Annotated in this window: 6 protein-coding genes; 3 read left to right on the top strand and 3 right to left on the bottom strand. The window is 68.6% G+C overall.

Annotated features, from left to right (window positions below):
- Positions 1–466, top strand: a 466-nt coding sequence (locus AC559T_RS07350; RefSeq protein WP_498868208.1) for a sensor histidine kinase, incomplete at its 5' end; no start/stop codon positions are given.
- Complete coding sequence (locus AC559T_RS07345; RefSeq protein ID WP_112108820.1) at positions 463–1,143, top strand: response regulator transcription factor; 681 nt, start codon at positions 463–465, stop codon at positions 1,141–1,143. The genes AC559T_RS07350 and AC559T_RS07345, both read left to right, overlap by 4 nt.
- A 36-nt stretch (positions 1,144–1,179) precedes the next feature.
- Here AC559T_RS07345 and AC559T_RS07340 read toward each other — a convergent pair whose 3' ends face one another.
- A complete protein-coding gene (locus AC559T_RS07340; protein ID WP_112108821.1) occupies positions 1,180–2,322 on the bottom strand; it encodes a thiolase family protein in 1,143 nt (380 codons plus the stop codon).
- 34 nt (positions 2,323–2,356) lie between these two features.
- Complete coding sequence (locus AC559T_RS07335) at positions 2,357–2,773, bottom strand: Zn-ribbon domain-containing OB-fold protein (protein ID WP_071065887.1); 417 nt, start codon at positions 2,771–2,773, stop codon at positions 2,357–2,359.
- 872 nt (positions 2,774–3,645) lie between these two features.
- Here AC559T_RS07335 and htpG point away from each other — a divergent pair.
- On the top strand, positions 3,646–5,577 hold the full coding sequence (gene htpG / locus AC559T_RS07330; RefSeq protein WP_498868207.1) for a molecular chaperone HtpG: 1,932 nt from the start codon (positions 3,646–3,648) through the stop codon (positions 5,575–5,577).
- A gap of 164 nt (positions 5,578–5,741) precedes the next feature.
- Here htpG and AC559T_RS07325 read toward each other — a convergent pair whose 3' ends face one another.
- On the bottom strand, positions 5,742–6,395 hold the full coding sequence (locus tag AC559T_RS07325) for a TetR family transcriptional regulator (protein WP_498868206.1): 654 nt from the start codon (positions 6,393–6,395) through the stop codon (positions 5,742–5,744).
- Positions 6,396–6,595: the final 200 nt, after the last annotated feature.

The following is a 6,595-nucleotide window of genomic DNA, read 5'->3' as shown; positions in this document are numbered from 1 at the left end:
GCCGCTGGAACCAGCCCCCTCGCTCGCCCAGCTCCCCGAACTCGCCCACACGTTCACCGCCACCGGACTCACGGTCACCATCAACACCCGCGGCGAACCGTCCCCGCTCTCCCCCGGCGTCGATCTCACGGCCTATCGGATCGCGCAGGAGGCCCTCACCAACGTGGCGAAACACGCCAGGACCGACAACGCCTGTGTCGACATCACCTACGCCCCGCACAGCGTCACCCTGATGATCATAAATGGCGGCGGGGAGAACGCGGGCCCGGTCGGCCGCGGCGCGCGTCCCGGCGCCGGGACGTCGATCCCGGCCTCGGACAGCGGGTTCGGCCTGATCGGCATGCGGGAACGCGCGCTGTCCGTCGGCGGGCATCTCGAGGCCGGTCATCATCCCGAGGTCGGCTTCCACGTCACCGCCGTCCTGCCCCTGCACCCCCAGAACTCCCACGAAAACGGAAGCCGATGACCATCCGAGTGCTCCTCGCCGACGACCAGACCCTCCTGCGGTCGACCTTCCGGATTCTGATCGACTCCTGCAGCGACATGGAGGTCGTCGGTGAGGCCGCGGACGGGCACGAGGCCGTCGCGGCGACCCGGGAGCACCGCCCGGACGTCGTGGTCATGGACATCCGCATGCCCGGCACCGACGGGCTCGCCGCCACCGCCGCCATCTGCGGCGACGAGACGCTGGCGGCCACCCGTGTCCTGATCCTCACGACCTTCGAGATCGACGAGTACGTGGCCCAGGCGCTCCGCGTCGGCGCGAGCGGCTTCCTCGGCAAGGACGTCGGAACGGACGAGCTGCTCTCCGCGATCCGCACCGTCGCCGGCGGCGACGCCCTTCTCTCGCCGGCGGCCACCCGCGTTCTCATCAGCCGTTTCCTCGCCGCCCCGGAGCCCGCGGCCACCGCCACGGCCAATCCCGTGGCGCTCGCCGCGCTCACCGCTCGCGAACGCGAGGTCATGGCGCTGGTAGCCGAAGGCCACTCGAACCACGAAATCGCCGACCGGCTCGTCATCAGCCCACTGACCGCCCGCACGCACGTCCACCGGGCCATGGCGAAGCTCAACGCCCGCGACCGGGCGCAGCTGGTCGTCATCGCCTACCAGTCCGGCCTGCTGCAAACCGCACGACCGGACTGAGCAGGCGTTTCAGGAACGCCTGCTCAGTCGGTGAGCTCAGACGGTGAGGACGGTGGCCGCGGCCGTGCCGGGGGCGCCGTAGACCTGGGCGAACCCGACGCGCGGGTTGCCGGCGACCTGACGGTCACCCGCCTGACCACGCAGCTGGCGAACCAGCTCGTGCACCTGGCGGAGCCCGGACGCGCCGATCGGCTCGCCGTTGGCGATGAGACCGCCGTCGGTGTTGACCGGCAGCGAGCCGCTGATCTCGGTCGCGCCCTCGGCGATCAGCTTCTCCTGCTCACCGTCGGCGCAGAAGCCGCACTCGGCCATGTGGATGATCTCCGCGCCGGCGTCGGTGTCCTGGAGCTGGATCACGTCGACGTCCCCCGGGCCGACGCCGGCGGCCTCGAAGGCGGCGCGGGCGGCGTAGACGGTCGGCGCGACGTCCTCGTCGACCGGCGCGAAGGTGCTGTGCACCTCGTAGGCGCCGAAACGGCGGGTGCGGATCTCCGTGGCGCGCAGGTAGATCGGCTGCGAGGTGAACCGGTGCGCGATGTCGGCGCGGCACATGATGGCGGCGGCGGCACCCTCGTCCGGCGAGCAGAACATGTAGTGCGTCAGCGGATAGTTGAGCATGGGCGAGCCGAGGATCTCCTCCTCGCTCAGCGCCTTACGCCGGAACGCGTTCGGGTTGATCACACCGTTGCGGTAGTTCTTGGCCGCCACCTTCGCCAGCGTCCGCTGCGAGATGCCGTGCTCGTGCAGGTAGCGGTTGGCCTTGATCCCGAAGAACTGCGTGGTGACGTACTGGCCGTTCTCGGCGTACCACGCCGGCAGGCCGAGCATCGACGGATGGGCGGTGAACGCGCCGCGCGGGTGCTTGTCCAGGCCCACGGCGATGCCGATGTCGTACTTGCCGAGCCGGATCGTGTCGGCGCACAGCTGGATGGCGCTGGCCGCGGTCGCGCAGGCGTTGAACACGTCGGTGAACGGGATGCCCGTCAGCCCGACGAGCCTCGTCACCGCGTCCGGGTTGGCGATCTCCAGGCTGCCGCCGACACCGAACTGGATGTCCTTCCAGCCGACCCCGGCGTCCTTCAGCGCCAACTGGATGGCGTCCGCGCCGAGCTCCATGGCCGACTTCTCGAAGCGACCGAAGGGATGCAGGCCCACGCCGATGATGGCGACGTCGTTCATCTCGATGGTTCCTCTCTGGCTCGTGCGGCGTGGGTCAGGCTGGCGCGAAGGCGAACGTGATCACTTCGTCGCCGTCGGCGTCGGTGTAGAACGGCACCATCGTCAGCTCGACGTCCATGCCGAACTTCAACTTCTCCGGGTCGGACTCCGTGAGCCGGCCCTCGACGCGGATCACGTCGTCGAGCTGGACCAGCCCGACGCCGAACGGCTTGAAGGTCTCGGCCGTCTCCCCACCGGCGTAGGGCAGCTTCGGGACGAAGCCCTGCGTCGTCCACGCGATGAGGGTGCCGCGGCGGGGCAGCAGCTCGTCACTCATCTTGTCGCCGCTGCACCGGGGGCAGAGGGCCTGAGTGGGGAACGTCGTGGCGCTGCAGTCGCCGCAGCGGCTACCGATGAGCTGTGGCTGCTCGTCGGGCCAGGTTGAGATCTCGGGCGCGAGCGCCTTCTGCATCCTTTTGCTCCTTCTTGCCGGCCGACGGCCTGTTCGTCCTGGGGAGTATCCATCATGGCCGGGAGCCGGCGCCTCGCGAACGACGGCCGGGCGTGCTCCGGGGCCGGCCGGCCCGGGACGCCACGCTCCCGGCTTGATCCGCGCACGCGGCCGCCAGGCTCGATCAGCACCGCTGCGCCAGCACCATCAGTGCGGCTGCGCCGATGTGATCCGCTGCCGGGCACGCCCTCCGCAGCCGCTGGCCAAGACGTCGTCCGCGCCTACCAGCGACCCGGGACGTCGCAGCCCGGGACATCCTCGTTCACCGCCGCGCGGTCGCTGCAAGCCAGATTTGTTCGCCTGTATCTGGAGTTACTTCTGCGCCAGACCATCCAGAGCACTGAATTCTGCCGAGAGGTCGATTACCATTGCATTCACAGGCGATTCCGGGAAATCGAGGATTGGTCAGCGGCGACCGTGTGGGCGTCGTAATCCCGACGCAGGATGTGCGCAGCCCCGCCGGCGGCGGTCCAGGTTGTTCGACCCCGGCTCCTTCGCCCCGCCCCCGCCTCCGCGGGCGGCCCGGTGCCGGTCGGCCGACCGGATCGACGGCCTCGACGTCGTCGCCTTCTGCCCCGACAGGACCCAGATACGCGGGGCGCCGGCGCTCAGGCCGCCGCGCGGATCGTCGGCCTGACCCGCGCCCTCGTGTCCTACCGGACGCCGGCCGCAGGTCGGCGTCCGTGGTCGAGATGGTACTCAGCCTCGGCCAGTGGCTCCGGCGGGTTCCGGTGCGCCTGATGCTCGACCGAGCGGATGCCGTGCGGGCACCGAACGGGTGCTGCGCGTCGGTATCCTGTTCCGCGAACTGTTCGTGTCCGCATGGAGGTCCCGTGAGCAATCGGATCGAGACGCTTGAATTTCAGGCCGAGGCCCGTCAGCTTCTGCAGCTGATGGTCCATTCGATCTACTCCGACAAAGATATCTTCCTGCGCGAGCTGATCTCCAACGCGTCCGACGCCCTCGACAAGCTGCGCATCGCCTCACTTGTCGACAAGGACCTTTCGGCTGACACGTCCGACCTGCACATCGCCCTCGAGGTCGACCGGGAGCAGCGCACCCTCACCGTGCGCGACAACGGCATCGGCATGTCCCGCGACGACGTCGTCCAGCTCATCGGCACCATTGCCAGGTCGGGAACGGCCGAGATGCTCCGGAAGGCGAAGGAGTCGAAGGACGCCGCCGCGTCGCTGGACCTCATCGGCCAGTTCGGTGTCGGTTTCTACTCGACCTTCATGGTGGCGGACAAGGTCACGCTGCTGACGCACCGGGCCGGCGAGAGCGGTGGCACGCGCTGGGAGTCGGGCGGCGAGGGCACGTACGTCATCGAGGATGTCGACGACGCGCCGCAGGGCACCGCCGTCACCCTGCATCTCAAGCCGGAGGACAGCGAGGACCACCTCTTCGACTACACCGCCGAACGGAAGATCCGGGAGATCGTCAAGCGGTACTCCGACTTCATCGCGTGGCCCATCCGAATGGCTACCGAGAACCCGGACCAGGCAGCGAGCACGGACGAAGACGGCACGGTCACGACCGACGTCCAGACGCTCAACTCGATGAAGGCGTTGTGGGCGCGCCCGCCCGCCGAGGTCGACCACGCCGAGTACAACGAGCTGTACCGCCACCTCAGCCATGACTGGACCGACCCGCTCGAGACCATCCACATGAAGGGTGAAGGCCTCTTCGAGTACGAGGCGCTGCTCTTCATCCCGTCCCACGCGCCGTTCGACCTGTTCGCGCAGGACGGCAAGCGTGGCGTCCAGCTGTACGTGAAGCGCGTGTTCATCATGGACGACTGCCAGGCGCTCATGCCGAACTTCCTGCGGTTTGTCAAGGGTGTCGTCGACGCGCACGACCTGTCGCTGAACATCTCCCGCGAGATCCTCCAGCAGGACCGCCAGATCCAGCTGGTTCGCCGCCGGCTGGTGAAAAAGGTGCTTTCGACGGTCCGCGGCCTGCAGACGGACGACGCCGAGCGCTACCGGACCTTCTGGAAGGAGTTCGGGCCCGTCGTCAAGGAGGGGCTGCTGGACGACGTCGACAACCAGGAGGCGATCCTGGAGATCGTCTCCTGCGCCTCGACGCGCGACCCGGAGCAGACGACGACCCTGCGGGAGTACGTCGACCGGATGAAGGACGGCCAGGACGACATCTACTACATGACCGGCGACTCCCGGTTGATGATCGAGAAGTCGCCACACATGGAGGCCTTCCTCGCCAGGGGGTACGAGGTGCTCCTCCTGACGGATCCGGTCGACGAGGTGTGGGTCGAGCGGGTGGCGCGGTTCGACGGCAAGCCACTGCGGTCGATCGCCAAGGGCCAGGTCGATCTCGGCACGGCGGACGAGAAGGAGAGCACCGAGCCCGAACGGGAGCAGCAGCGGAAGGACTTCGCCGAGCTGCTCTCCTGGCTGACCCGAACCCTGCACGAGCAGGTGAAGGAGGTCCGCCTCTCCTCCCGCCTCACCACGTCGCCGGCCTGCATCGTGGGGGACACCCACGACATCACGCCGACCCTGGAGAAGATGTACCGCTCCATGGGGCAGAACGTGCCGCACTCCAAGCGCATCCTGGAGCTCAATCCGACGCATCCACTGGTGGAGGGGCTACGGAAGGCCCACGAGCAGGACGCGAGCTCCGACGTTCTCAGCGAGACGGCGGAGTTGCTGTACGGGATGGCGCTGCTGGCCGAGGGCGGGGAGCTCGCCGACCCGTCCCGCTTCACCCGCATTCTCGCCGACCGGCTCGCGAACACCCTGTAGGGGGCGCGTGCATCCGAAACCACGGTGAAGCTCCGCGGGCCCAGGCTCGCGCAGCCGACCTCGGATGACCGGCTTGCTTCGTCCGGTACGAGTCAGCGTGCAGGTCCGGGCCCGCGGCGACGGCGACCGCCGTCGCCGCGGACGCCCGCCTGCGCAGCGGTCGACTAGCTCTCGTCCGGGTGACTGATACCGCGCAGGAGGACGGTCACTCGATCACGGAGCGTCTGCCGCAGCCAGGAAGCGGAGCGGTCTCCCGCCCCCCAGCGGGTGATTGCTTCCATTGTCACGGCCGTCATCATCGCGGCGACTTCTTCCACATCGATCTGCTCGCCAAGCTCGCCGCGTTCCCTACCGTGACGGAGGAGGGATTCGAAGGCGACACTCAGGCGAGGGATCGCCAGGGTTCCATCATCCGGTCGCCCCACGAAGCCAAGGGCGCCGGCCCGCAGCGCGGCCCCCCTGGGCGCGCGAACAACGCGTCGAGCCATCGAGGTCATCATCTGATCGCTCAACGAGCGCAGGGGGACGCCTCGCGCGGTTCCGGCCTCGACCTGGTCGATCATCGCCTGGATCGTCGCCGAGCTCATCTCAAGGAGAATCGCCTCCTTGTTGGGAAAATGGAAATAGAAGGTTCCCTTGCTGACCCCGGCTGCGTGAGCGATATCAGCCACGGTGCTCGCTTCGTACGCCGCATCGAAGTCACCCTCGCTCCAAAGACGAAGGGCGGCGCGAGTGAGGGCCAGACGACTCTCCCGTGACCTGGTGTTCACAAGCGTCGCCCGCTGGCGGGGCGGGGTACGCGTTCGGCCGGGTTCCATCACGGGAATCATACGCAGCGCGGACCGCGACCATTCCGATCTTGCAGGACACCCCTTCTCGGATCACGGGATGGTTCCCGGACGAGTCGAGGGCCGGGCAGGTGGGGCAGCCAGGCAGGTGGGGCGGACCTCGACCGGCACGGAGGAGGCGTGCCGGCAGGGGCGCCCCGCCGCCCCGCCGGGGCCGACAAGCCCGGCCC

The sequence above is a fragment of the Frankia sp. Hr75.2 genome (assembly GCF_949319125.1).
In the GTDB taxonomy this organism is placed as follows: Bacteria; Actinomycetota; Actinomycetes; order Frankiales; family Frankiaceae; genus Parafrankia; species Parafrankia soli.
This window is presented reverse-complemented; position numbering and strand designations above follow the sequence as displayed.

What these genes read in the sequence shown, in the direction of transcription:
- AC559T_RS07335 (WP_071065887.1), bottom strand. Translation starts at nt 2,773, where the DNA reads ATGCAGAAGGCGCTCGCGCCCGAGATCTCAACCTGGCCCGACGAGCAG.
- AC559T_RS07325 (WP_498868206.1), bottom strand. Translation starts at nt 6,395, where the DNA reads ATGGAACCCGGCCGAACGCGTACCCCGCCCCGCCAGCGGGCGACGCTT.
- AC559T_RS07340 (WP_112108821.1), bottom strand. Translation starts at nt 2,322, where the DNA reads ATGAACGACGTCGCCATCATCGGCGTGGGCCTGCATCCCTTCGGTCGC.
- AC559T_RS07345 (WP_112108820.1), top strand. Translation starts at nt 463, where the DNA reads ATGACCATCCGAGTGCTCCTCGCCGACGACCAGACCCTCCTGCGGTCG.